The 23117-nt window shown below is 63.4% G+C and carries 21 protein-coding genes; 12 read left to right on the forward strand and 9 right to left on the reverse strand.

Annotated elements, in window-relative coordinates:
- Positions 1–98: 98 nt before the first annotated feature.
- A complete protein-coding gene (locus tag BBD46_RS04265) occupies positions 99–1304 on the reverse strand; it encodes an AI-2E family transporter (protein ID WP_071400517.1) in 1206 nt (401 codons plus the stop codon).
- Positions 1305–1496: 192 nt separating this feature from the next.
- On the opposite strand from BBD46_RS04265, the gene BBD46_RS04270 reads away from it, so the two are divergent.
- The 8 genes from BBD46_RS04270 (at position 1497) to BBD46_RS04310 (ending at position 10760) form a co-directional block, all read left to right on the forward strand.
- Entirely contained in the window at positions 1497–2657 is a 1161-nt protein-coding gene (locus BBD46_RS04270; RefSeq protein WP_071400518.1) for a phosphotransferase family protein, read from the forward strand.
- Positions 2658–3011: 354 nt separating this feature from the next.
- Positions 3012–4166 carry a FecCD family ABC transporter permease gene (locus BBD46_RS04275; protein ID WP_071400519.1) on the forward strand — a complete coding sequence of 385 codons (1155 nt, stop codon included), beginning with the start codon at positions 3012–3014 and terminating at the stop codon, positions 4164–4166.
- Positions 4167–4290: 124 nt separating this feature from the next.
- Positions 4291–5430: an ABC transporter substrate-binding protein gene (locus tag BBD46_RS04280; RefSeq protein WP_071400520.1), complete on the forward strand. Its 1140-nt coding sequence runs from the start codon at positions 4291–4293 to the stop codon at positions 5428–5430.
- A gap of 68 nt (positions 5431–5498) precedes the next feature.
- Entirely contained in the window at positions 5499–6656 is a 1158-nt protein-coding gene (locus BBD46_RS04285) for an ABC transporter substrate-binding protein (RefSeq protein WP_071400521.1), read from the forward strand.
- Between the two features lie 2 nt (positions 6657–6658).
- Positions 6659–7618 carry an FAD-dependent oxidoreductase gene (locus BBD46_RS04290; protein WP_071400522.1) on the forward strand — a complete coding sequence of 320 codons (960 nt, stop codon included), beginning with the start codon at positions 6659–6661 and terminating at the stop codon, positions 7616–7618.
- A gap of 208 nt (positions 7619–7826) precedes the next feature.
- Positions 7827–8672, forward strand: a complete 846-nt coding sequence (locus BBD46_RS22540; protein WP_071400841.1) for a DUF7260 family protein — start codon at positions 7827–7829, stop codon at positions 8670–8672.
- A gap of 864 nt (positions 8673–9536) precedes the next feature.
- Positions 9537–10256: a glycosyltransferase gene (locus BBD46_RS04305; protein WP_171908161.1), complete on the forward strand. Its 720-nt coding sequence runs from the start codon at positions 9537–9539 to the stop codon at positions 10254–10256.
- A gap of 111 nt (positions 10257–10367) precedes the next feature.
- Positions 10368–10760, forward strand: coding sequence for a pyridoxamine 5'-phosphate oxidase family protein (locus BBD46_RS04310; RefSeq protein ID WP_071400524.1), 393 nt, complete (start codon positions 10368–10370; stop codon positions 10758–10760).
- A 62-nt stretch (positions 10761–10822) separates the two neighbouring features.
- On the opposite strand, the gene BBD46_RS04315 is transcribed toward BBD46_RS04310, so the two are convergent.
- The 3 genes from BBD46_RS04315 to BBD46_RS04325 all read right to left on the reverse strand — a co-directional run bounded on the left by BBD46_RS04315 (position 10823) and on the right by BBD46_RS04325 (position 12952).
- Positions 10823–11314 (reverse strand): TspO/MBR family protein, encoded by a 492-nt coding sequence (locus BBD46_RS04315; RefSeq protein ID WP_071400525.1) that lies wholly within the window; start codon positions 11312–11314, stop codon positions 10823–10825.
- Positions 11315–11379: 65 nt separating this feature from the next.
- Entirely contained in the window at positions 11380–12153 is a 774-nt protein-coding gene (locus tag BBD46_RS04320) for a Nif3-like dinuclear metal center hexameric protein (protein WP_071400526.1), read from the reverse strand.
- Positions 12154–12226: 73 nt separating this feature from the next.
- Complete coding sequence (locus tag BBD46_RS04325; RefSeq protein WP_071400527.1) at positions 12227–12952, reverse strand: class I SAM-dependent methyltransferase; 726 nt, start codon at positions 12950–12952, stop codon at positions 12227–12229.
- Between the two features lie 313 nt (positions 12953–13265).
- On the opposite strand from BBD46_RS04325, the gene BBD46_RS04330 reads away from it, so the two are divergent.
- Positions 13266–14177: an acetamidase/formamidase family protein gene (locus BBD46_RS04330; protein WP_071400528.1), complete on the forward strand. Its 912-nt coding sequence runs from the start codon at positions 13266–13268 to the stop codon at positions 14175–14177.
- Between the two features lie 34 nt (positions 14178–14211).
- On the opposite strand, the gene speB is transcribed toward BBD46_RS04330, so the two are convergent.
- On the reverse strand, positions 14212–15069 hold the full coding sequence (speB, locus tag BBD46_RS04335) for an agmatinase (protein WP_071400529.1): 858 nt from the start codon (positions 15067–15069) through the stop codon (positions 14212–14214).
- Positions 15070–15073: 4 nt separating this feature from the next.
- On the reverse strand, positions 15074–15448 hold the full coding sequence (locus BBD46_RS04340; protein ID WP_006166895.1) for a translation initiation factor IF-5A: 375 nt from the start codon (positions 15446–15448) through the stop codon (positions 15074–15076).
- 196 nt (positions 15449–15644) lie between these two features.
- Here BBD46_RS04340 and BBD46_RS04345 point away from each other — a divergent pair, with 196 nt between their 5' ends.
- The gene (locus BBD46_RS04345; RefSeq protein WP_071400530.1) at positions 15645–16490 is read left to right on the forward strand and encodes a hypothetical protein; all 846 of its coding nucleotides are present in this window, start codon (positions 15645–15647) and stop codon (positions 16488–16490) included.
- A 181-nt stretch (positions 16491–16671) separates the two neighbouring features.
- Entirely contained in the window at positions 16672–18009 is a 1338-nt protein-coding gene (locus tag BBD46_RS04350) for a PQQ-binding-like beta-propeller repeat protein (protein WP_071400843.1), read from the forward strand.
- Positions 18010–18101: 92 nt separating this feature from the next.
- On the opposite strand, the gene BBD46_RS04355 is transcribed toward BBD46_RS04350, so the two are convergent.
- The 3 genes from BBD46_RS04355 to BBD46_RS04365 form a co-directional block, all read right to left on the reverse strand.
- Positions 18102–19232: an enolase gene (locus BBD46_RS04355; protein WP_071400531.1), complete on the reverse strand. Its 1131-nt coding sequence runs from the start codon at positions 19230–19232 to the stop codon at positions 18102–18104.
- 113 nt (positions 19233–19345) lie between these two features.
- Entirely contained in the window at positions 19346–20983 is a 1638-nt protein-coding gene (locus BBD46_RS04360; protein ID WP_071400532.1) for an ABC1 kinase family protein, read from the reverse strand.
- A gap of 63 nt (positions 20984–21046) precedes the next feature.
- On the reverse strand, positions 21047–21607 hold the full coding sequence (locus tag BBD46_RS04365) for an Hsp20/alpha crystallin family protein (RefSeq protein WP_071400533.1): 561 nt from the start codon (positions 21605–21607) through the stop codon (positions 21047–21049).
- A 148-nt stretch (positions 21608–21755) separates the two neighbouring features.
- On the opposite strand from BBD46_RS04365, the gene glp reads away from it, so the two are divergent.
- Positions 21756–23087, forward strand: coding sequence for a gephyrin-like molybdotransferase Glp (gene glp, locus BBD46_RS04370; RefSeq protein WP_071400534.1), 1332 nt, complete (start codon positions 21756–21758; stop codon positions 23085–23087).
- The last annotated feature ends 30 nt before the right edge of the window (positions 23088–23117 follow it).

The following is a 23117-nucleotide window of genomic DNA, read 5'->3' on the forward strand; positions in this document are numbered from 1 at the left end:
ATACAACGATTTAAGCGATTTTCTAAAAACGAGTGAGAGTCGAGTCGGGGAGACGGTAGAAAATCAACCGACGCTGTCCCAACACTTGCAACGCTCACTCACTTCGTCGCCCCGGAAAGTGCCTCGCCGCGAACGAGACGCGGAAAAATAACGGTGAGAAACCGCCGAATGGCGACGACGATCAGCGGCGCGAGAAAGACGCCGTACCAGCCGACGGTCGCGCCGCCCACGAGGTATCCGACGAGCATCACACTCGAGGGCGTGCCGTGACTCGAGAGCGACGGTCGCACCCAGTAGCGGATGATGGGATCGATGACGACCCAACCGAGAACGGCCACTGCGGCGGGCACCCACAGGGTCTGGGGGTCGGTCTGGAGCGCACGGATCGCGAGGTAGGCAACCAGCGGGATGTAGACCAGCGAGCGACCGACGAGCGGAATAAACGAGGCTATCCCGATGACAATCGCGAGCAGGATCGGCACTGGAACTGCGACCGCAGCCGGTGCGACGAGATTCAGCGCTCGAAAGAGTACCCAGGCGAGCACCACGACACCGACCACGGTCAGCATCTGGCCCGCGTAGACCTGACTCAGTTCCCGGTCGACACCGCGGAGGTACTGCAGTCCCGTCGCGTCGCGGCGGTCGCCGAGCGAGCGAAGCCAGCCCGCGATCACCCGATCGTAGCACAACAACAGGTAGACGAACGCAAACAGGAGCGTCACCGTGAACACAAGCGTCGCGAGTTGGGCGAGCACACCCGTCCCGTACTCGAGTAGCGCCGTGGCATCGGCCGGCCGGAGTCGGTCGACGAGCATCGACGCGAGCTCCGCCGGTGACTCCGGCGGTCGATCGAGGACGAGGCCGAGTCCGGGAGCCAGCGTCTCGAGTGCCTGGTCTACGTCGGCGTCGGTGAGTGTCAGTGCCTGCCCGATCGCGATGGCGACGATGGTGCCCAGAAACGCGACGAGTGGGACGATACCAAGCAGAATCGTCAGGATGGCGGCGCGGGCGGTCGTACCGACGGTGGACTCGAGTCGCCGTGCCGCGGGGCGGCCGACGTAGTAGAGAAAGAGACCGAAGGCAACGATGCCGAGGTACGCGAGCAGGAGCCAGAGCAAGATGGCGGCCACGATAAGTGCAAGGAACCACCACACGAGTCGAGAGCGAGCAGGGAGGAGTCGATCGAAGGAGACACTGGGAGTGGTGTTGGTGGCGGTGGTCGGAGTGGTGGCAACGGTGTCCTCATCCTCGTCGTCGATGTCGCCGCTGTCGGTATCGTCATCACCGCCACTCCCCGTTGACATAGCGGTTGGATGACGCGTGTAGCTATAATTCTTACACGCGGGTGTACCAGCCGCGTACCCGCGTTCGCACTTTGGCGCAGATGGTATACCGAAACACCCCACCAGTCCGTCGCCACAGGATACTACAGTCTCTCGTGACCGCCCCTCACACCACCAGAACGCTTTTTCGAGCGCCGTGATTCTGTCAGTCCAATGTCGCCGAGCCGAGACGAACTCGAGACGGAGGCACTCGAGTCCTCTCTCACTACGGAACTCGACCGTGAGGTGACCGACAGCACGGTCATCGACAACGGACTCAACCTCATCTGCTCGGTGTCGACGGCAACCGAGGCGGACGCCTACGTTGTGCGACGCCCCAACAAGTTGCGACAGACGGGGCTCTTCGTCGACCTTCGACAAGAGTACCGTATTCTCGACCGGCTGCGAGAGACGCCGGTCGACGCGCCGGAGCCGGTACACTACTGCGACGACCCGTCGATTATCGGCGGGCCGTTCGTCGTGATGACACACCTCGATGGCGAGTCGATCCCGCTTGGAACCGCACTCCCGGAACGGTTCCAACGACCAGCGGCACGGGAGCGAGTGGCGACGGCCGTGGTCGATGCGCTCGCCGAGATTCACGCACTCGAGACGACCCGGTTCGAAGGCGTCTGCGAGTACCAGTCCCCGCGCGAACAGGTGACCCGAGCGCTGGAGCGAGTGCGGGCCGCAGAAAGCGTGGTCGGCCACGAACTGCCGATGCTCCGGGGAACTGGGGAGCGGTTGCAGGAGAATGCGCCCGCCCCGTCCGAGACGGAGACGACGGTCGTCCACGGCGATTTCAGGCCGAGCAATCTCCTCTTCGCCGGCGAAACCAATCCCCGGATCACCGGTGTTCTCGACTGGGAAACGGCGATGCTCGGCGACCCGCACACCGAACTGGGCTACCTGCTCCTGCGCTGGCGTGACGAGGGCGATCCAACACTCTCGCTTGCCGATCTCGAGACACGCGCGAGTGACGACGCGCTCGAGGAGATCAGCCAACTGAACGAGCACGGACTCGCACCCTACACGGCGAATCCGGGTAGTCCATCACGCGAGGAGCTGATCGACAGATACGAGCAACAGACCGGGAGAACGGTCGATCACGAGCGGTACTATCGCGCTCACGCGGCGTTTTTGCTGGCAACCGTCTGGGCAGATTTGTACCGTCACGAGGTCGAAACGCTTGCTGAGGTTGCAACTGAGGCTGAGACTGCTGGTGACCGCACTGCCAGTGCTACTGACGCCGACGAACTCTCGGAGTGGCTGCCACGCATCGAGTACATGACACTGTTTGCACGCGCTATTCTAGATGGGACCTTCGATCACTGACTACGTCCGATCACTGACCGGCTGCTGACCAGCGTCAGCTCACCGTTCTTGTGGCCCCGACTCCGGTACCGACAGAGAGAACTACTGTAACCGTGGTCAAACAGCCAGTCGAACCGAACACCTTCGATAGTTTTAGGCCACCCAAAATAAAAACACATATATCGTTTTAGGCTTGCCGAAAAGTTATGGAACGGAAATCGATTAGCTCTCTCTCGGTCGCAGTTGATCGACCGGAGTCCACAGTCACACGCTCGACCGACACTCGCCATCTGTACGGACGGCCGGTCTCGGGCGGTGACACGTCGAACGAAGCGCACAGATGGGGACCGGACCAGGAACAGGGGCCCACCCGCAATGTCTGAGACGCACTCGAGTGACGCGACAGACCACGGGCGGTCCCGCGGTTCGCGACGGCCGTTCTCGGACCCGAAGCTTTGGTCGCTCTGTCTCGGAGGAACCGCTATTATCGTTCTGAGCGGGCTCGTACAGCTGAGCTTCGGTGCGTACTCGATGTCGATACCCCAGGCGTGGCGCGCGCTGTTCGATCCGACGGTCATCTTCGATTACCGGTGGCTGCTCAACTTCTTCCTCGGTGAGGGGATGCTAGAGACGCTCACCGGTTACGAGGTGTCCCAGTTACCAGAGTTGTCGACGGAGACGCACATCGTCTGGGATCTGCGCCTGCCGCGCGTGATCGTCGCGATTCTGGTCGGGATGAGCCTCGCCATCTCCGGCGCGATCTTCCAGGCCGTGACGCGCAATGAACTCGCGAGTCCCTTCATTCTCGGCGTCTCGTCGGGTGCCGGCCTAATGGTGCTCGTGGTGCTCACCGTCTTCTCCGGTCTGACCACGTTCCTGCCGCTGGTGGCCGCTGCAGGCGGTGCAGGTGCGTTCCTGCTGGTGTATCTCATCGCGTGGAACAACGGCACGAGCCCCGTTCGGCTGGTGCTGGCTGGCGTCATCGTTGGCACCGTCTGTGGTTCGTTCCAGACCGCACTGTTCGTCTTTACCGACGACATCGGCGTCGTCCAGCAGGCCATCTCGTGGCTCAACGGCTCGCTGTCCGGCGTCGGCTGGCAGGAGGTCCGGATGGCCCTGCCGTGGACGACGGTCTCCGTCGGCCTGGCGTACCTCAGCTCGCGCCAGCTCGACGTCCTCTTGCTCGGTGAAGGGACGGCTTCCGCACTCGGAATGTCCGTCGAGCGCGTCCGGTTCGGCCTGTCTGGGCTCGCCGTCCTCGCCGCCGCCTCGAGCATCGCCGTCGCCGGCATCGTCAGCTTCGTGGGGCTGATCGTCCCGCACATCGTCCGCAACGTCGTCGGCAGCGACCACAAGAAGCTGATGATCGGCTGTCTCTTCGTCGGTCCGGCGCTGATGGTCTCGGCCGACGTCGGCGCGCGCCTCGCACTCAACCCGGTACAGATTCCGGTCGGCATCGTCACCGGTCTCATCGGTGGCCCGTACTTCCTCTACCTGATGCGCAAGAAGCAGCAACTCGGCGAACTCTGACGCCACTCTCTGCTGTTAGTCGCGCATTTTGTGGTCGGTCGTACTCGAGTGTCCCACCCCGCCACACTTTTTTGGTAGACCTAAAACGAAACATTCATAACTATTTAGGTAAGCCTAAAATTATATGGCAAGCAGACGGCGTGTACTCGCCTCGACCGCAACGGCAGTGACGATCGGTGTAGCCGGCTGTGCGACCGATACGACCGAGCCGAACGGTGAATCTGATGGTAGCGACGGCGGCGTCGATCCATACGAGGTCTGTATCGAACCGAGCGGTTGTCACACGTTCGAGGAGGTCCCGGAGTCGTTTTTCGTGATTCCCGGGACGCAAGAGGATATGGCAATGTCTCTGGGGCTTCAGCCGGCCGCCCACGCCTACCCCGAACGGAAGCCGTACAAGTTCTACGACCAACTTCCCGGCGTCGACTACGATCCCGACGACGTATTCCAGTACGGCGAGGGCGAGTCCGCGCGAAATTACGACCGCGAAATTTTCTACGAGATCGACCCCGACGTGATCCTGGCGGACCCGCGGATGCTGCAGAACTACTCGAACTGGAGCGACGCGGACATGGACGAGATCGAGACGGCCGTCGCGCCGTTTCTCGGCTCGTACATCCGCTTCGATTTCGAGGGCCAGGAACCCCACTATACCATGTACGAACTGTTCGAGAAGGTCGCCGATCTCTTCCAGCGTCAGGCGCAGTACGAGGCGTGGGTCGAACTCCACGATGAGTTCATGGAGAGGATCGAAGACCGGTTACCGCCCGAAGACGAACGGCCGACGGCAGCCGTCTTCTGGCGCGGTATCAACGCTGATGCCGGCGAGTTCCAGCCCGCACCGATCAGCGAGAAGCGAAACGACGTGCAGTGTTTTCGCGATCTCGGCATCAAAGACGCCTTCCAGGGGATGGACATCGCCGGCGATATCGGCTACGAGACCCTGCTCGACGTCGATCCGGACTACATCGCCGCGCTCACCCTCTCGTCGATGACCGGCGACGAGTGGCAACGTGAGGTCGTCGACCCGCTCGAGGATCACTCGACCGCTCGTCGCCTCTCTGCCGTCGAAAGCGGCAACGTCGTTCGCTCATCGGGGCAGTTCATGGGACCTGTCACGCATCTATTCTCGACTGAAGCGCTCGCGAAGCAGGTCTACCCCGACCAGTTCGGCTCGTGGCCGGGGGACTCGGATGCGATTCCGGAATCAGAGCAACTCTTCGACCGCGAGCGGGTTGCTGAAATCGTTACTGGCGACCACTAAGACTGTTCGGCTCTTTTAGGCTGGCCTAATACCGAAGCGACTATAATGTTTTAGGCAGACCTAAAACCATGGCGATTGTCGAGTCGAACGTCGCTGGTAACGAGGGGGTAACGAGACGCGAGTACGTGACATACGGCTCCGCTATTGCGGGCACTGGACTGCTCGCTGGCTGCGCGGAGACGGACAGCGAAAATGGGGGCGCGAACGGGGCCGATGGAACTGGAACGACGGACGGCACCTACTCGGTAACGATGGAGCCAGTGGGGTCCGTCGAGTTCGAGACTGTTCCCGAACGATGGCTCCCCTACACCGCTGATTATGCGGATATGGGCGTCGCGTTGGGACAGGCAGACGGGTTGCTCGGCGTCGAACTCGTCGAACGGTTCGGGACGCACTACTACGAGGAACTCCCCGGCGTGTCCGTCGATGAGGACGACCTGGTCGATCTCTGGCAGAGCGGCACGGACACCGAACTGTTCTACGAACTCGACGCGGATGTCCACCTCGTTGATCCGCCGTTCATGACGAACCAGGTGCAGTGGACCGAAGCGGACGTCGAGAGCATAGAGCACGGTGTCGCACCGTTCATCGGCAACACGATTTTCTCCCGAAGCTACGGCTGGCACGACTACGAGTACTACTCGTTGTACGAGGCGTTCGAGAAAATCGCCGAAGTGTTTCAGGAACGCGATCGATTCGAGGCGTTCGACCAACTCCACGACGAGGTGCTTGCCGATGTCCACTCTCGCTTGCCCGACGAGAACCCAGAAATCGCGATTCTCGCGCCCGAGTCCGTCGCTCCCGAGGAGTTCTACGGCTACACTCTTGACGGTGGCACGCAGTCCAAGCAGTGGGACGACCTCGGCGTCCGGGACGCACTCGAGCGCAGCGGTGTCGGCGGCTTTCACGAAACGGGTGGAACGATCGATTACGAGGCGCTACTCGAGGTCGACCCCGACGCGATCGTCATCTGGCAGGAGGCTGGCGTGACGGCCGAGAGCTTCGAGGCCGACGTACTCGAGCCGATGCGAGATCACAGCGTCGCACAGAACCTGACGGCGGTCGAGAACGACCGCGTCATCTTCGGTGGGCTCTTCTACCAGGGGCCGATCATCAATCTCTTCCAACTCGAGATGGCCGCCCAGGGACTGTTCCCCGACGAGTTCGGTGGCGAAGACCTGTTCGACCGCCAGCGGGTTGCAGACATCGTGGCTGGGGAGTTCTGAACATGACGGACGCTGCAGATAGTGAACGCGACGCGGTCGATGAACCGGACCGAGATGTTGTTGTCGTCGGTGGCGGGCCAGCCGGGAGCGCCGCCGCACTCTTCACCGCCCGACACGGTCTCGACACCGTTGTCTTCGACCGCGGAAACGCCGCCCTCCGCCGGTGTGCATACCTCGAGAACTACCCTGGGTTCCCCGGTGGCATCGACATCGAGGGCTTCTACGACCTGTTACACGCCCACGTGAAGACGGCCGGCGGTGACCTCGTTCCGGATCTGGTCGAGTCCGTCGATCGGGAGCACCCCGACGGCCCGCTCGTCGTCGAAACGCAGGAAGGTCGCCGAGTTACGGCCGGTACGGTCGTCGCAGCCGCGTGGTACGACGGCTCGTATCTGCGCCCGCTGGGTGGCGACGAACTGTTCGAAACCCACGAGCACGACGGCGAGGAGGACGACCACTTCGACTCGTCCTATCCCGATGCGGACGGTCGTACGCCGATCGACGGCCTGTACGTCGCCTCGCCGAACGGGAGCCGGAACGCGCAGGCGGTCATCGCCGCCGGCCAGGGGGCACACGTCGCACGGACTCTCATCGCGGATCACCGAACCGCACAGGGCTTCCCTGACGGCGTCGCCGAGCGGTACGACTGGCTCCGCCGAGAGTCCGAGTTCACGGGTGAGTGGGCCACCCGCGAGCGGTGGCAAGAGTGGTACGACGAGAAGTCCGGTGACGATCACAACCTCGAAACGGAGCGCTACGAAGACCTTCGCGCCCGGTACATCGACCGCGCGTTCGAGACGCGACTCTCGGAGTCTGCCGCCGAATCGCGGACTGCGCAGGGACTCCGTGAACTGGTCGAAACGCTCGGCACTGACCGTGTACTGGACGCCGTCGACGACGAGCAGATTCGTTCGTATCTCGGGAAGACGACCGATGAGGCAGAGACTGAGACTGAGGTCTAGCGGATACAGAAACTGTCTAACGGTCACCGAAGTACCTCGAGCGAACAACCACAGCCGTACTACCTCAGCCACCACGCCGTACCACCGCAACCGAACTATCTCAGCCGAACTACCCCAGCCGAACTCCCAACCAAACAACCCCACTCCAATGAACGACCCCGGTGCAACCCATGAGTGAAACCACGAGTCAGCCGACGAGGTGGGTGCAGTGACAGTTGCCGTCCTCCAGACAGCACTGGATCGCGTCGCCGAGGAACAGGCAGCCGTCGCCACAGGCATACGAGCCTTCGAGCGGTTCGAAACCGGTGTCGAGGAAATCGAGCCCAGCACCGGTGTGTACATTTCTTCCTCACCCGCCGCTACCACCGCCCCCGCGACGGCCTCCACGACGACGTTCCCGGACGGAGGCGACAATGCCACGCCTGCCGCATCGATCGTCCAACACCGTCCGAACGAACCAGACGCCACAGCCCGCGTCCGAACGCTATTCGCCGAAACCGTCCACCCGTACAGTACCGAAACGATCGACGAATCCGAACCGCTCCTCGAGACGGTCGTCGAAGAACTCGGTCCCGACATCGCGACAGCACTGTCTCCGACGACGCCCGCCCAGTTCACGCCGGCGCTGAAGAAGGCGATCTGTACCAGCGCGGACCAGCGCCGCACCGAACTCGACACGATGGCCCGCGTCCTGGAGCGCGAAACAGCCTCGCTGAACGAGGCAGTAACTGTGGTCGACGGCGTACTCGAGTGGCTCGAGTCAGTAGACGACACACCGCTGTCGTCGCTCGGGTTCGAAGCGCTTCGAGAGCGCCACAAGGGCCTCGCCGCTCGCCGGCTATGCTGTGGGCGGTTCCTCGAGGAGCGACAGGAGACGCTGGCGCGGACGATTGCGCAGGGAACGCCTGCCAAAACGGCTCATCGCGAGGTCGTCGAGTACTTGTACCAGGAGCAGCGCCAATCGTATCCGGTTCTGGCCGCGATGGTGGCTCTCGATCGGCTCTGTGGGACGTGCCAGCGAGTCGTTCGTGAGCATCTCGTCCGGCGTGCGTGAGTCTCGTTCAGCTGCAGCTGCCGGCCTGCCGGCTGGTCGAGTTGGGCTCGAAGAACGCTATCGCCGGAACGCGGCGACAGCGGGCCTGGCAGTACTCATAGGGTTCGTCATCGCCAGGTGCCGAGTCTGGCTCGGGTCAGCACTTCGTCATCGGCCAGACGGACGTAGGGATGCGAGCGGAAAACGGTTGTCGGTTAGGACAGCCAGCTAGCTGGGATGGTCGGCTGCTGTGAGTGGGTGTACTCGAGTCCCACTGCGTTCTGACTACGATTGAGCGGAGTCATCCGGTGACCGCGAATTTGCGAAGGCGGTGTTCCACTCGTCGATGAGGTTCTGGAGACGGTCAGTGTGACGGTGGGAGAACGTTGCCGGCGAGCGGGCGGTAGCAGATATCACCGATGCGGTGTTGGTTCCGGTGGGTTCGGCGTCGGTCCCTGTGTCAGTTCCAGTAGCAGAACTGAGACGTGGAGCGGTGTCTGTGTCTGTGTCTGTCTCTGTCTCTGTCTCTGTTCGTGTTCGTGTCCGTGTCTGCGCCTGTGCGTGCGTTCGCGTCTGGGTCTGTGGCCGGTGTCGTGTGCTCATGTCGGTCAGGTATGGTTGGACTGCAGGGTGTCACAAGAGGCGGTTCGAAGACGGGGTGGTGTGTGAGCGAGTTCACGCTCCAAGGCGTACGTGTACGACCGACATTGTCTGTACCATATCCATAATGGTCCATCATTATAAAAGTTCATGATAGATGCGGCATGTTGCCGTGAGTGTGTAAATCGACGGCTCTCAGGATGGGGTGGGGAAGTCTACTGGTACGTGAGGCATACACCACCCTCACTACTAAGCAACCCGCAGGTGAGCGAGTACGACGAGAGGATGTCCGCGAACACGACCCGGTCGGTTACTGAGGGATCTCCGTCGACACCAACCACACTACCACCCGATGTGAGTATCGTCATCCCCGCACGAAACGAAGGGGCGTATCTGCGCGGCGCGCTCTCGAGTATCGCTGCGCTCGACACCGGCTACGAGTACGAGGTGATCGTCGTCGACGGCGCGTCGACTGACGGCACGCGAGCGATTGCTCGCGAGTACGACGCGACAGTCCTCGAGGAGGGCGGCTCAAGCATCGCCGCGGCTCGTAACCTTGGTGCCAGCCGCGCCGATGGCGAGTGGCTCGCATTCATCGACGCCGACACGCGGGTGCGGGCCGATTATCTCACCGAGATGCTGGGGCTCGTCGAGCGCGAGGGGCTCGCCGCCGCGAGTTCGCGCTGTCGGATGACCGGCCCGCTGCGCGCGAAGCTGATGGAGGCGACGATCAACCAACTCTTCCCACGGCTCGCATCCCCGGTGTTACCGGGGTTCAACTGCGTCGTACACCGTCGGGCGTTCGACGAGGTGGACGGCTTCCCTGACGTACCGAACGAGGATACGGCGTTCAGCCGCCGGCTCGGCCGCCAGTATCCGACGGCGTACCATCCAGACGTGCTCGTCGCGAGTTCTGGCCGTCGAATCGCCGACGATGGATTGACCGGAACGCTCTGGCACTACCTGCGGCTGGATGCGGGCCGCCTCCGATCCTCACGGTCGTGAGCCTCTTGCAAGTCTCTCCTAAATCTCTCCTGAGTCTCAGTTCGGGTACGGACAGACGGGCATGGCTCCGCCGGGACACCACTTTTGTCCGTTCTCGTGGGGGAACGAGTCGTGTCTCCGATCTCAACCGAGGCCGCCGAGCTACTCGAGAGCGAGCCGCTCATGGCACACCTCGGAACCTGTGTCGACGAGCGGCCACACGTCGCGCCGGTCTGGTACTCCTACGACGAGTCGACCGAGACCGTCGAGATCGTGACGAGCGGCAAGAAACTGGCGAACATCAGGGAGAACCCGCGCGTTGCCCTTTCGATACAGGCCGACGAGGGGGGACAGACACAGTGGATGGTAACCCTGCTCGGCACGGCGACGGTCGTCGAGGACGAGGCAGCGAACGAAGACGCTCGCCAGCGGATCAATGCAAAGTACGACGCGCCTGCAGACGCCTACGCGGATAACACGCTGGTGCGGATCGACGTGGGGTCGGCGACGACACAGACCTACTAGAGTATTGCGTGACCAACTGTGGCTGTCACGCGCCCGTTCTCGGCGCGCTCCCGTTTCGATGTTCAGCCGACGTAAATCGTGTAGTTGAGCACGGCGGCGAACGAGACCCAGGCGATGTAGGGGACCAGCAACGCCGCCGCCAGTCGATCGACGCGGGCAAACGCCCAGATGGTCGCGGCGACGGCAACCCAGAGCACGCCGATGACGAGCAAACCGAGATCCGCCCGCTGTAGGCCGAAGAACGCGGGCGTCCACGAGACGTTCACGACGAGTTGCACCGCGAAGATCGCAACTGCGAGACGAACATCGCGCCGGGAAAAGCCGTGTCGCCAGACGAGGTACAGCGCGAGTCCCATCAGCGTGAACAGCGTCGTCCACGCGACGCCGAAGACGATTCCCGGCGGAAAGAACCACGGCTCGGCAAACCAGCTCGTATCCGAGCCGATGAACAGCGACGGCGACGAGCCGATCAGGTTGACGCCGACGATCATACCGACCGCGACCGCAGCCTCGCGCGCAGACGGCCGCGGCGGGAGTTCGCGTGTAACCTCCATACGGGATGTCCACCGGCAAACAAAATAGTATTCAGGGGTGAGTTAGCCAGTCGGTCAGTTACAGGCTACAGTCCGGTCGGAACCTCGAAATAACTCGTCTTGAGGTCGTTGTCCCACGACTCGACGCGCTCCTGGACCGCTCGAACGCCGAACGTCTCCGTCGCGTAGTGGCCCGCCAGGACGACGTGAATACCCGCCTCCCGGGCCTCGTGGTAGGCTTTCTGTTTCCCTTCGCCCGTCACGAGCGCATCCACGTCCGCCTCGACTGCCTCGTCGAGCCAATCTGTGCCGCTTCCCGTGATGATCCCAACCTCCTCGATCTCGTCCGGGCCGAACTCGAGTACCTGCACTGGCTGGCCGCCCGTCTCGAGTTCGGACTCAAGTTGGTCGCGCAGCTCAGCAGGGGTATACGACTCAGTAGCACGGCCGCGCTGGCCGATGTGCTCGGGGCCGAGTTCGCCGAACGGCTGGCGGTTCTCGAGATCGAGTACGTCGGCGACACCGGCGGCGTTGCCGAGTTCCTGGTGGCCATCGAGTGGGAGGTGTGAAACGTACAGCGCGAGGTCGTGTTCGATCAGCGGTTGAACGCGGTCGTAGGTGCGCCCTGTGACGCGGTCGAAGCCGCCCCAGGAAATGCCGTGGTGGGTGACCAGTACGTCTGCGCCGGCCTCGATCGCCTGCTCGAACGTCTCCTGAACGCCGTCGACGGCGAACGCGACGTGTTCGACGGTTCCATCGTCTGGACCGACCTGCAAGCCATTTGCGCTGGCGTCGAGGTCGGCGTAGTCGGCGGTCCCGAGCGTCTCGTCGAGTCGGTCGACGAAGGCGGCGAGTTCCATGCTCATACGCGTCCGTTGTTCCGCGGCGGGCTTGTATCCTTGCGGTCTCTGACTGTCCCGTGACCGGAGCTAGCTACGACCGACAGTCGAACGCGCGTACGGTGTGGCGTTCGATATCGGTATCCGTGCAGTCGACCGGCTGGAGACCGCGGTCGGTGAAGACCTGCTCCCAATCTCGGATGTACAGCGGGAGTCCGTCGACTTCGCGGACTTCGCGAAGCGGGGAACTCGAGTCGGAATATAGGTCAGAGGCTGAATCGGAACCCGAGCCCGATCCTGAACCTGAACCTGAACTTGGCGCTGATTTCGTGGCCGACTCAGACACAGACTCTCCGTTCGGAGTATCTCCTTCGTTCTCTGCTGTGAGAACCGCAGTGCTGGCGATGCGAGCGAGGTCGTCGAACACCCAGTCGTTGTCGGGGTGGACGTGCTGAATCGTCTCGACCGAGTAGACGACATCGAAGCGATTCGTCGGGAGGGTGTCGACGAGGTGCTCGATCGAGCAGCAGTAGAAGGTGCCCGTCTCGAACAGGTCGGGTGAGTTGTCTGCCATCACCTCGAAGGCGTCTTCGTTGATGTCGATGCCGGCGAGATTTTCGTAGCCGTGTTCGTGGAGGTGTGCAAGATGGCGACCCGAACTGCAGCCGAGTTCGAGGACGGACGCGTCCGGTTCGACGAGTTCGGACAGCGTCTGTCGAAGGGCCTTGCTCGTCGCGTTCGGGCCGTAGTAGGCGTAGTACTCGGGGGAGTACGCTCCCGAGCGCGATTCCCAGCGGTCGTGGACGTCGGTTACGTTCATGGTGGATCGGGTGTCGTATCTCCGCGTTCACGGTCGCATCGTCGGTCGGACCGACACTCACACGTGAGCGTCTCAGTATCCGACGGACCGATTTCGCGATCGTGTCCGCAACCGTATTGCAGTCACCGCCGCGACCGTACCGCACCTATCGCCGCAATCGCAGCGCAAACAGTCCGCGCATAGCCTCCACCCGCGTGACACATATACCTGTGGTCCTGCACTCGCACGCTAAGACCGCAACGGCATCCCTGTCCTCTGAACACGAATTTCCGCGAGAGGGCGATTTACAACCCGCCCATTCGTATCGACGGTCATGTCGCGACGAACGATCAGTCACGAGGAGGGCGCTATCTACGAGTTCACGCCGGAGCTGGAGCCGATCGCAACGGTGGAGTCGGGCGAGAAGCTGACGATCGACACCAGAGACAGCCTCGACGGTGCAGTCCAGTCCGATTCGGACGTGATCGAAGCCGTTCCCGACGAGGTCAACGCCGCGACCGGACCCATCGAAGTCGCGGGTGCCAAACCGGGCGACGTCCTCCGCGTCGACATCGAGGACATCCGGCTCACGGAGGAGCACGGTCGCGTCATCTCCATCGAGGGCTTTGGCCTGCTCGCCGGCTACGAGGGGATCGAGGCACCGAAAACGCGAGTGACGCCGGTCGAAGACGGCTCGCTCTCGTTCGAGGGAATCGACGCCGACATCCCAGTCGACCCGCTCATCGGCACCATCGGGGTCGCGACCGAGTCGGAAACACACACGACGCTCGTCCCACACAACCACGGCGGCAACCTCGACACGACGGATCTCGCCGCCGGGAACACAGTCTATCTCCCCGTCTTTCAGGAGGGTGCCATGCTCGCGATGGGCGACTGCAAAGCCGCGATGGCCGACGGCGAGATGTGCGGCACCGGCGCGGAAATCGGCACGGACATCGACATCACTGTCGAAGTGCTGAGCGAACCCGAGACGGAACTCGAGCGCCCGCTGATCGAAACGCCCGACGCCTGGAAGCCGCTGGCCAACGCGGAGACACTCGAGGAAGCCTGCGAACTGGCCAACCGAGATGCACTCGAGTTGCTGGCGGCAGAGCACGATATCAGTACGACGGACGCCTACCTGTTTTCGAGTCTGGTCGGTGGGCTGGAGATCAGCCAGGTCGTGGACCCGCTGGTGACGGTGCGAAATTCGATCCCGAAGGAGTATCTGTCGTCGCCGTTCTGACGGTCGGCGCGAGTTGAGAACTCGTTCTCCACTGCTACGACAGTCGCTCGGCTGCGTGCTCGTAGACGAACTCTCGCAGTAGTTTCGCGCCGAGCGAGGCCGCCTGGCCGTCGTCGCGGTCATTGACCTCGACGATATCGAAGCCGGTCGCCTGCGGCGCGACGGCACGAACCACGTCGCGCAACTCGCGCGGCTCGAGCCCGAACGGCTCCGTGGTTCCCGTTCCGGGCGCGTAGCCGGGATCTGCAGCGTCGATATCGACGCTGAGGTAGGTCTCGCGGCCGTCGACCCACTCAGTTGTGTCCCAGTCAGCGATACTTTCGGGTGGAACGACGGTCACGTCGTCTTCCGCGGCCCGATCCCACTCGGCTTCGCTGCCGGCGCGAGCACCGAGGACGACCAGTTCCTCGACCGAGTCGACGTCCTCGAGAACCCGGCGCATCACGCTTGCGTGTGAGAGTGGGTTGCCATCGTAGTCCGCTCGCAGATCCAGATGGGCGTCGAGCGAGACGACGACCTCGGGCTCGACGGCCCGAACGCCGGCCAGCGAGACCGTGTGCTCGCCGCCGAGCGTGAGCGGGACCGCGTCGTCCCAGACGATATCGCGCAGCGTCCCCTCGAGCCACTCGAGATACGCCGGCACGTCGTCCCACGCGCGAACGTCGCCGTGGTCGAGAACGCCGAGGTCCGAAAAGTACTGGTCCGTTCGATGGTCGTAATCGTCGAACGGCTCCGCAAACGTCCGAAGTTGCCGCGGGCCGAATCTGGTCCCCGGCTGAAAGGTCGTCGACACGTCCAGGGGCGCGCCGACGACCACGAAGTTCGCGTCCGCACGGGCGGATGTGTCCGCCGTGTCGGCTGCCTCGTGTTCGTCGGTCGCCCCGGGAAACATCAACTTATATAATCTTCCGCTGGTCTTCCATCTCGAGGTACTCGATGTTCTCGTCGGGGGAGGCGTCGACGTCCTCGGGCATGCGCATCGTGATCGTCTCGTACGTTTCAAGGTCCATGACCTGCATGTCGCTGCCGTCGACGGAGACGACCTGCCCCTGTTTGCGCTCGATGATCGGGACCCAGATCTTCGCGTCGACTGGCTGGGAGAGCGAGCGCTTCTTGCCGTCGAAGACGCCAACGGCCTCGATTCGGGCCTTGGCGCTGCCGTGTTTCCCCGGCTTCGCCGTCGAGTAGGAGTTGATCTTACAGGCTGCGTCGTCGATAACTACGTAGCTACCTTCCTGGAGATCGCGAACTTCTTGCTGCTGTTTCGCCATGTCCCGGGGTAATCAACCGATGGCCATAAACCGTTTGGAATGGCGGCTCCGACAGCCGACACCCCCATACGGCCCGGACATCGACTCTCCACCCAGATATCGGTGGTTTTGACGTGGTGAATCGGGCCGGAACACACCACCAAACCGGCTGTCGGAAGCGAAACTATCTCGGAGCGAACCCGCGAACAGCGACCCAATGACCGGGGCCACCGGCGGTGTTGTCTCTCGCTCGGGACACGTACTTGGATTCGTACTCGCACTCGAGTCCGTTGCCGAGTGGCAACACCACTCCCCGTTTTACCTCCAGTCTCAGCCCCAACCCCCGCTCTCGTGGCAGAACACCGTTCTCTCCGCTGGTACCCTCCCATTGGTGGAAGCCATGTCCTCGACCACGCTTGCGCCAGGGGCGTTTGTCATCGTCAGTATCGCCATTGTCTCCGTCGTTGCTATCGTCGCCATGGTCGCCATCGTCTCCGGAATCACACGCTGGCTCTGGCAACGCTACCACCGGCCCCGCGAATCACCACCACTCTCGTCGCTGGCTGCCGACCTCGACGACCACGTCGCTGCAGCGCTCGGTCCCGGCACCGGCTCACACCTCGAGACGCCGCCGACCGTTCGCCGACTCGAGCGCGTCGACGACGACCCCGCTGGTCCTGCTGCAGGGACGGCCACCCCCATCGTTCCAGTCATCCGCATCGACCTCGGGACAGCCGACACCCCTGGGCTGGGGCTAGTACTCGAGTACGTCGCGGCTGCACTCGAGACAGTGCATCCGGTACTCGAGGGGGATGAGTGTGAGTGTAAGTGTGCGTTCGACGAGGGCGAGCGCGACGTCCGCCCACGCTATTACGAATTCGAGGTGACGTTCGGACCGGACGGCCTGCTCGTGTCGGGTGAGTGTCGCCGCATTGTGGTGCCGCCGACGTGTGCCGAGCAGTTGTGTTCGGAGTCGCGATACGGCGTTCACGAGTTGCAACGGGAACTCGAAGATGGCGCCGGCGGTGAGGATGTGCCGTCGGTTCTGTGGGAATCGTGTTAAGTGGAGTCTCGTGAGTAGAATTGTGTGAGGAGAATCGCCAGTGTGTAGCCGACTGTTGCTTGCGTAGAACGTGGTGACTGCGTTGGTGACTGTGTAACCCTTTGAGGGAGCGACAGACAGTCTTGGAACCGTCCACAAACACAAATTATTTGTCGTGTACCGAGAGAACGAAACCACAGATATGCCCTCCAGACGTGCGGTACTCGCAGCCTGCGGGAGCATTGTTCTCGCCGGCTGTAGCGCCGTTCGACGAGAGCCGTCGGTGACCGGGTCGTGGCCCCAGCGCGGGTACGACCGTACACGATCCGGTGTTCATCCCGGCGATATCGACGGTCCTGAGTCACCGCTAACAGCTCAGTGGACGCGCTCACTGCCGTCGTATGGCGGACGGAGTACGTCGCCGCTGCTCGCGGACGGTTCGCTCTACGTGGGCTACACCGACGGCCCACCGTCGCTCATGGAGGGAGAGCGAACCATCGTGATCGACGCAATCAACCCCGCGACCGGCGACAGCCAGTGGACCACGACTGCAACGACGACGCGAGAGAGCCAGCAGACGAACCATCACGCCGATTCGCTTACTCTTGCCGACAACGGATCGCTAATCCTGCTACAGACGTCCAACGGCCTCTGTGCGGTCGGAACGGACGAGGACGAGGGGACACAGTGGTGTTTCGACAACGTCAGCGACGGACAGCTCAGTTACCAACCGATCTCGCCTGCAATCGACGACGACACAGTTTACGTCGGTCACTATCGCCAGCTCGCTGGCGGCGAGTCGGTGCCGGTGTTCTACGCCGTCGATCTCGAGGAGGGCTCCGAGCGCTGGCGCCACGAGTTCACGTCGTGGGACGGACGGGGCGTCTACTCGGCCGTCGCTGTCGATGACGTCGTCTATCTCACGGAGTTCGGGGAGGGCGTCAAAGCGCTCGACGCAGCCGACGGCACCGAGCTGTGGAGCGAGTCGCTCCCGACCGACAGCGCGCCGACCGTCGTCGACGGAACCGTCTTCGTTACCTGCGCAAGCGCCACGGACGAGGAGAGCTACGGCGCAACAGCACTCGATACAACGACCGGCGAGGTCCTGTGGGAAGCTGCTGACAACGACGATGGCGGCGGGTGGATCCCCCGGCAGCTAGCGGCAACTGCCGACACGGTGTACTACGCCGCCGGCTTTCGACTCCTTGCTCGAGACGCGACGACAGGGGAGCGACGCTGGCCGGACGCGGCCCGACAGCTGGTTCCATCGGCTGTCGACCCAGCAGAACTCAGAGACGCCGAACCTGTCTCGTCCAGAACGGGTATCCCAGCAATCGTCGGCGATCGCATCTACGTCGGCAATCGCGATCTCGTCGTCGTCGACCGCGAGACCGGCTCGGTCCACACGCGCTACGACACCGAGGACTCACTCGAGAACTCGGTCGCCGTCGCGGACGACTGGCTCTACGCGAACACCAGCAGCACCCTGTACGGGCTTACGACGTGCGAGACCGAACTGTTCGGGCGCTGTCTCCGGTAGTTCTCCCTCCTCCGTGAACTCCCCCTATCCTACCCTCCTCACCACGGCCACTCCCGGTATCGGACACCGCAATGCACGCCAGTCGTCATCGCTCACCACCGGAACCCTGCCGATGCCGCCGACGGCTCGAGCGGACTCGGCGGCAGCCCCTCGCCAACGTCGGGATCGTTGTACGCCCCCGGCGCAACGTCGTTCGGCGTGTCGGGATAGAACAGCGACGCCAGCAACTGAATGTGGCCGCGGCCGACACCGAGTTCGAACTGCCCGCCGCCGTACATCCGAATGCCTCTGTCCTCGCAGTAGGCAATCGTCTCGAGTACCGATGCGATCGAGCCGAACCGAGACGGTTTGATGTTCAGCCAGTCGGGCTCCCAGGGAAGCGCCTCAACGTCCGCCAGGCTCTCGATCGGCGCATCCCAGGAGACGCGCTCGCGGACGGCCTCGTCCTCGAACAGCGGTTCCGTCTCGTCGGTCAGGCCCGGGTCTTCGATGAGTGCGTCGGGGAAGGACTCGAGTACCAACTCGTACAGGTCAGGGTCGGCAGGCGCGTCGACGTCGGTGCCTTCGTACTGGCCCTTGAGGTCGAGAATTCGGACCGTCTCGGTTCCGACCGTTGCGGAGTCCTCGAAGCGCGCGATGAGCGACTCGTCCCAGTCAGTCGTCGGATCGAGTTTGAACTCGATTTCTGGCACCTGTTCGCGAAGGGACTCGAGTCGGTCCGTCGTCGGTGGCTCGCCGAGGCGCGTGCTGGTGACGAAACGGACGGGGTCGCGCTCGCGGCCGAGTTCGGCGGCCAGCGTCGTCTCGGACTGGCGCAGCGCGAGGTCGAGCGCAGCGCTCTCGAGGCCCCAGCGGCGGTAGTTTCGGAAGACCTCGCGATCCGGAGCGGTCGGGAAGAGGTCCAGATCGGCGAGGCGATTCGAGAAGGACTCGAGTGTGAGCTCACCGGTGAGGTCGGGGAGGCCGTAGGCCGCGAGTTCGTCGTGCTCGTCGGTTTCGTAGGTGACGTCCTCGCCGATTCCCTCGACGCCCTCGCCGGCGAGCGTGATCTCGGTGGTGACACGGGTGAACCCGCTCGAGGTGTCACGGGAGAGTCGAGATGTCGAGACGCGCTCGATCGTGAGCGGGAGGGCCGCAAGGGAGTCGAACGAGAGTGGGGGTTGTTCCGCGTCTGTGGCCGTATTCGTTTCTGCCCCTGCATCCGCGTTTCTCTCCGGTTCCATACCACGTCATAGACGGCCAGGGAAAAGAACGTTGCAGGGGTTCTCGCTCGGTGGTGTCGGCGTTGGCGTCTGTGTCAGCATTGCTGCCAGTGCCAGCGTTGGCGTAACTCGAGTTACTCGTCGCGCCGACGCTGTCGCATGCTCTGTCTCGTAAACTGTGGTCGCGCCCGAATCGACCGCGGTTCGCGGAACGTTCGATAGAGTTGGATCCCGACGAAGAACGAGAAGACGGCCGCGACGATTGCGGCCCAGGGCGCGTTGAGCGCGTAGAGAACGCCCATCGAGAACAACGACATCGTGAGCAACATACCGTAGATAAGCCGCTTTGCGAGTTTGGCGAACACGTCGTCGGAGTCTTCGACGCCGATACGGACGTAGAGGTCGTCCCGGTCGAGTCGGTCGAGCGTCCGCTCTGCTTTCGGCGTAATTCGGGTGAGCGATTCCCCGGTTCGACGCAGTTGCTGGGCCGTCTCCGCAGCGTACTGCCGTGCCGTCTCCTCGCGGTAGCCCTGTTCGGTCAGGTAGGCCGTCGCGGTCTCGATGAAGTCGAAGTTCTCGTCGAGCGTGACGCAGACACCTTCCACGACCGTCGCGACCCGCAAGACGAGCGCGAGGTTCTTCGGCAGTCGGAACGGGAAGACGTAGATCGAGTCCTCGATCTGTCCGACGATCTGGTTGATCCGGTACTGTTCGACGTCCTCCCCGCGGGCGTCCTGGATGGCGATCTCCATCACCTCGGCCATCACGCCGCGGTCCGCGTCGGGCGAGAGCGTCCCGATTTCGATCAGCGCATCGAGGATGCCGTCGATGTCCTGGTTGGCGACGGCGATGTAGAAGTCGATGATCTTCTCCTGGACGAAGTCGTCGACCCGGCCGGACATGCCGAAGTCGTAGAAGACGATTTTCCCCGCGTCGGTCACCGCGAGGTTCCCCGGGTGCGGATCGGCGTGAAAGACGCCATCGTCCATGATCATCTGCATGTACGCCCACTGGAGGTTCTCCGCGACCTCGCTGCGGTCGATGCCGCGTTCTTCGAGTTCCGCTACGTCGTTGATCTTCGTCCCCGGGATGTACTCCATCGTGAGGATGCGCGCCCCGGAGTGGCTCTCGACGACGGTCGGAATGCGATAGCGGTCGTCGCCCGTGAAGTTCGAGCGGATGGTCTCGAGCATCTCCGCTTCGCGCTCGTAGTCCATCTCCTCACGGATGGTTTTCGCGAACTCGTCGGCGAGGTTCTCGAGTGAGAACGCGCGTGAGTCATCGACGAAAAAGAGCAGCAATGGGAGCGACCAGCGGATAACGCGCAGATCGGCCTCGACCAGTGACTCGATGTCCGGCCGGCGGACCTTGACGGCGACTTCGCGGACGCCGTTTTCGCGGTCGTCGACCGATGTGGGGTGGAGCCGCGCCCGGTAAACCTGACCCAGACTCGCACCGCTGATCGCGTCGGTATCGAACGACTCGAACTGCTCGTCGACCGGACCGAGGTCCGCTTCGATGATCGCCTGTGCCTCCTCCCACTCGGCTGGCGGCACCTCGTCTTGCAACGCGGCGAGTACGTCGATATACGCCGGCGGGAGCACGTCCGGTCGCGTCGAGAGCAGTTGGCCGAGTTTGATGAACGTCGGCCCAAGTGTGAGCAGCGACTCGAGTAGCACCGATGCGCGATGCCGACGGGTTTCGGGGTCGACGGATCGGGAGCGGCCGAACAGCAGGAAGCGACGGCGGTCTCGTGCATACGCGAGTAGCAAGGGGAGGAACTGCCAGGCGACGAGGACGAATCGTTTGTACGCACGCAGAGAGCCCAGCCTCGGTCACCTCGGTTCGTCGGTGTCAGTGTCGCTGTCGGTGGTCGTGTTGCTGTCGGTGTTGGCGTTAGTGTCGCGATCGGTATCAGGAGCGGCATCAGTGCCAGTGCCAGTACCAGTATTGGCGTCGGCGTCGGTATTAACATCGATATCGGCGTCCGCGTCGGTGTCAGCGCCGACACCTCCAGTCTCGTCATCGTCGGCACCGGTCTCCTCAACGATGTCGATCGTCGTCTCCTCGGTCGTCGCCTTCGGCAGCGTGATCTCGAGTACCCCGCGCTCGACGACGGCGTCCGTCTCGATCGCTGTCGTCTGCACATCGTTCGGCAGCGGCAGTTCGACGTCGACGAGTAGCGACCGGTTCTCCTCGAGATACTGGTAGCCATCGGGTGTGTCTTTCTCGCGCTGGGCTGTGATCGCGAGCTGGCCGTCCTCGACGACGCAGTCGAGCGAGTCGGCGGTGATTCCCGGCACGTCGAGAACGAGCAGGTACGACTCGTCGCTCTCGAGAAGATCGAAGAAGACGTCCTCGGTAAGATCCCGCAGGGCGTCGCGGAGCGCTGGCATAGATACAGGTTCGAACGCCGATACGAAAAAGCCCGCGGTCGCGGTCATCCCGTCCGCGGCCAGCGTAGCCCGCATCTCCGCTTACAGAAGGGGCAGCCGACGGCAGTCGTCCCCTACGCTTTTGACGCCCCGCGACCCGCTACAGGATATGAAAGGAGCCGACCGCGAGCGCACCGAAGCCGGGTTCAAGGTCCGAACCCCGGTCGAGGAGGCGCGCCAGCTACTCAGGGAGGCGATCGACGACCGCCACGGAAGGGTGGCCGAGGACACGGAGCCACCAATCGGCACGGACTCCGTGCCACTCGAGTCCGCCGACGGTCGCGTGCTCGCAGCGCCGGTCGAGGCCGGCCGGAACGTGCCACACTACGAGCGGGCGGCGATGGACGGTTACGCCGTTCGCGCTGCGGATACGTTCGGTGCGAGCGAGCGCTCGCCGGCGGTGCTGCGGTCGAACGAGGGCCGTGGCGACGAGACAGTAACCGACGCACCCGTTACGCCCGAAACCGCGACGCGGGTCCACACGGGCAGTGCGCTCCCCGAGGGGGCAGACGCGGTCGTGATGATCGAGCACGTCGAGACGGTCGCGTCGACGGGGGAACTCGAGATCACCGACGCCGTCGCGGAGGGGGAGAACGTCGCACCAGTGGGCGAGGACGTCGAAGCGGGACAGCACCTCTACGATGCAGGCCACCGACTCCGACCATCGGATCTCGGCTTGCTGCGCTCAGTTGGTCGCACCGAGGTCGAGGTCGCGGCGCAGCCGACGGTGGGCGTCATCCCGACCGGCGAGGAACTCGTCGAACACGATCCGGAGCCGGGCGAGGTCATCGAAACCAACGGCCTCACCGTCTCGCGGCTGGTTGAGCGCTGGGGCGGGCGCGCGACCTACCGCGATGTCGTCACGGACGACCGAGAGTCCCTCCGCGTCGCGATTCAGCGCGACCTGACGAAAGACGTCGTGGTGACGACCGGCGGCTCCTCGGTCGGCGAGCGCGACCTGCTGCCCGAGGTAATCGACGACCTCGGCGAGGTGCTCGTCCACGGCGTCGGCCTCAAGCCCGGCCATCCCGTCTGCCTTGGAATCGTTGAAGACACCCCTGTCCTCGCGCTGCCGGGCTATCCGGTCGCCTGTATCATCAACGCCGTGCAGTTCCTCCGACCGGTGCTTCACTGGCTCGCCGGGACCGAGCCGGAGCCGCATCCGACGACGCGGGCTCGACTCGAGCGCAAGATTCCCAGCGAACCCGGGACGCGAACGTTCGCCCGCGTGCAGTTGACGCACAGCGGTGACAACGGTGACGCACCGGACGGACCCGCGCACACCGCAACACCAACTCGAGCCAGCGGCTCGGGCGTCCTCTCGAGTGTCGCGCTCGCGGACGGCTGGGTCGTCGTCGACGACGATCGGGAGGGGATACCCGAGGGAGAGACGGTTCTGGTGGAGAACTGGGAGCCCGCTGGCGGCTGTGGCCGCCGGTAAGCCAGTAAGCAACTGACGTTTTTACCGTCC

Source organism: Natrialba sp. SSL1 (assembly GCF_001861355.1).
In the GTDB taxonomy this organism is placed as follows: domain Archaea; phylum Halobacteriota; class Halobacteria; order Halobacteriales; family Natrialbaceae; genus Natrialba.

Coding starts and splice junctions, on each gene's coding strand:
- BBD46_RS04265 (WP_071400517.1), bottom strand. CDS start 1,304: ATGTCAACGGGGAGTGGCGGTGATGACGATACCGACAGCGGCGACATC.
- BBD46_RS04270 (WP_071400518.1), top strand. CDS start 1,497: ATGTCGCCGAGCCGAGACGAACTCGAGACGGAGGCACTCGAGTCCTCT.
- BBD46_RS04275 (WP_071400519.1), top strand. CDS start 3,012: ATGTCTGAGACGCACTCGAGTGACGCGACAGACCACGGGCGGTCCCGC.
- BBD46_RS04280 (WP_071400520.1), top strand. CDS start 4,291: ATGGCAAGCAGACGGCGTGTACTCGCCTCGACCGCAACGGCAGTGACG.
- BBD46_RS04285 (WP_071400521.1), top strand. CDS start 5,499: ATGGCGATTGTCGAGTCGAACGTCGCTGGTAACGAGGGGGTAACGAGA.
- BBD46_RS04290 (WP_071400522.1), top strand. CDS start 6,659: ATGACGGACGCTGCAGATAGTGAACGCGACGCGGTCGATGAACCGGAC.
- BBD46_RS04305 (WP_171908161.1), top strand. CDS start 9,537: ATGTCCGCGAACACGACCCGGTCGGTTACTGAGGGATCTCCGTCGACA.
- BBD46_RS04315 (WP_071400525.1), bottom strand. CDS start 11,314: ATGGAGGTTACACGCGAACTCCCGCCGCGGCCGTCTGCGCGCGAGGCT.
- BBD46_RS04320 (WP_071400526.1), bottom strand. CDS start 12,153: ATGGAACTCGCCGCCTTCGTCGACCGACTCGACGAGACGCTCGGGACC.
- BBD46_RS04325 (WP_071400527.1), bottom strand. CDS start 12,952: ATGAACGTAACCGACGTCCACGACCGCTGGGAATCGCGCTCGGGAGCG.
- BBD46_RS04330 (WP_071400528.1), top strand. CDS start 13,266: ATGTCGCGACGAACGATCAGTCACGAGGAGGGCGCTATCTACGAGTTC.
- speB (WP_071400529.1), bottom strand. CDS start 15,069: ATGTTTCCCGGGGCGACCGACGAACACGAGGCAGCCGACACGGCGGAC.
- BBD46_RS04340 (WP_006166895.1), bottom strand. CDS start 15,448: ATGGCGAAACAGCAGCAAGAAGTTCGCGATCTCCAGGAAGGTAGCTAC.
- BBD46_RS04345 (WP_071400530.1), top strand. CDS start 15,645: ATGACCGGGGCCACCGGCGGTGTTGTCTCTCGCTCGGGACACGTACTT.
- BBD46_RS04350 (WP_071400843.1), top strand. CDS start 16,672: ATGCCCTCCAGACGTGCGGTACTCGCAGCCTGCGGGAGCATTGTTCTC.
- BBD46_RS04355 (WP_071400531.1), bottom strand. CDS start 19,232: ATGGAACCGGAGAGAAACGCGGATGCAGGGGCAGAAACGAATACGGCC.
- BBD46_RS04365 (WP_071400533.1), bottom strand. CDS start 21,607: ATGCCAGCGCTCCGCGACGCCCTGCGGGATCTTACCGAGGACGTCTTC.
- glp (WP_071400534.1), top strand. CDS start 21,756: ATGAAAGGAGCCGACCGCGAGCGCACCGAAGCCGGGTTCAAGGTCCGA.